Raw genomic sequence first — 1,525 nt, 5'->3', positions numbered from 1 at the left:
ATTCTGTTGAAGAAGTCGGGTTCTGCGTTGCTGGCAGGCTGACGCGGATCGGGGGCGAGCAGCTTTCCTCGCCCGATCAGGCGAGAGCGAGCCTCCTCGCTGTGCTCATCTTCGCCATCTTCCGGAGGTTCTGGGCTGCGGCGGCCAGGTGGAACTCATCTCTTGCTCCATTCGGACCGCGCAGGCGCAAGCGATCCAGTTTCAGGATGCGCTTGAGGTGGGCGAACAGCATCTCGACCTTCTTCCGCTGGCGGCATGACACCAGGTACGCGTCGGTCGTCGCGATGGTGCGGGCCATGTCGCGCGCGCCTTCGTGGATCGAGCGCGTTACCTTTCGAGCGGGCATGTTGGGCGTGCATCGCTGCTTGAAGGTGCAGCCCTGGCAGTCCTGCTGCCGCGCGCGGTAGCGGATCGAGCCGTCCTTATCGACATGGTCACGCGGCTTGCTGAAGTTGCGGTTGGATCGTCGCAGGCGATTACCGCCGGGGCAGATGTAGCTGTCGTCGTCATGGTCGTAGATGAAGTCGGCACGCTCGAAGCTGCCATCATTCCGAGCTGACTTGTCGAACACCGGGATGTGCGGCTCGATACTCTTGTCCTCGACCAGCCAAGCCAGGTTGGCCGCTGAGCCGTAAGCTGCATCGGCGACAAGCCGTTCGGGCCAGATGCCGAAGCGCTCCTGCGTTCGCTCGATCATCCTGCGCTGGGCCGTTACCTCGGCCTGTCGCACCGAGGTCGTCGCCTCGACATCCACGATCACCGCATGATCGAGGTCGATCAGGTAGTTCGTGCTGTAGGAGTAGAACGCCGCCTCGCGCGTGGCCGCAGTCCAGCGCGATGCAGGGTCGGTGAGGTTGATCCGCTTGGGAGTGACTGGGGTCGAGCCGCCGAACGCCGCATCGTCGAGCACGTCGAGATACTCGCGCACCGCGCGTCCGACCGCCTCGGGCGGCAGACCTTCCTCACCCGACACCGAGCGCTGACGGTGAACATCGGCGCGGATGAGGCTGGCATCGACCGCGAAGCCTTCGCCGCCGACCAGCCCCTCGGCCAGGCAGCGCTCGACGGTCATCTCGAACAGGCGGCGCAGCAGGTCGCTGTCGCGGAACCGGCCGTGCCGGTTCTTCGAGAAGGTCGAGTGATCCGGCACCGCACCTTCGAGGCCGAGCCGACAGAACCAGCGGTAGGCGAGGTTGAGATGCACCTCCTCGCACAGCCGCCGTTCGGATCGGATCCCCATGCAGTAGCCGATGATCAGCATCCGGATCATCAGTTCGGGATCTATCGAGGGACGCCCCGTCTCGCTGTAATAGGGCCGTAGGTGCTCACGAAGGCCGCCCAGATCGACGAACCGGTCGATCGAGCGAAGCAGGTGATCAGCCGGAACATGGTCCTCGATGCTGAAGCTGTAGAACAGCGCTTCCTGCATCACCGTCCGCTCGCCCATCATCGCTGATCTCCCGGCTGTCGGGATCATTGAATCAGCGGTTTAGTCCCTCGGCAAGGGGAGTTTTTCAACAGAATA

At 63.6% G+C, this 1,525-nt stretch carries 1 protein-coding gene; it reads right to left on the bottom strand.

All coding sequences use genetic code 11. The features are described 5' to 3' along the window. Positions 1-76: 76 nt before the first annotated feature. Positions 77-1,450, bottom strand: coding sequence for a transposase (locus N0B51_RS14780; protein ID WP_259963364.1), 1,374 nt, complete (start codon positions 1,448-1,450; stop codon positions 77-79). Positions 1,451-1,525: the final 75 nt, after the last annotated feature.

This window comes from Tsuneonella litorea (genome assembly GCF_025154015.1).
Taxonomy (GTDB): domain Bacteria; phylum Pseudomonadota; class Alphaproteobacteria; order Sphingomonadales; family Sphingomonadaceae; genus Tsuneonella; species Tsuneonella litorea.
The sequence above is the reverse complement of the archived record's forward strand: the minus strand, read 5'-3'. Positions and strand labels throughout refer to the sequence as shown.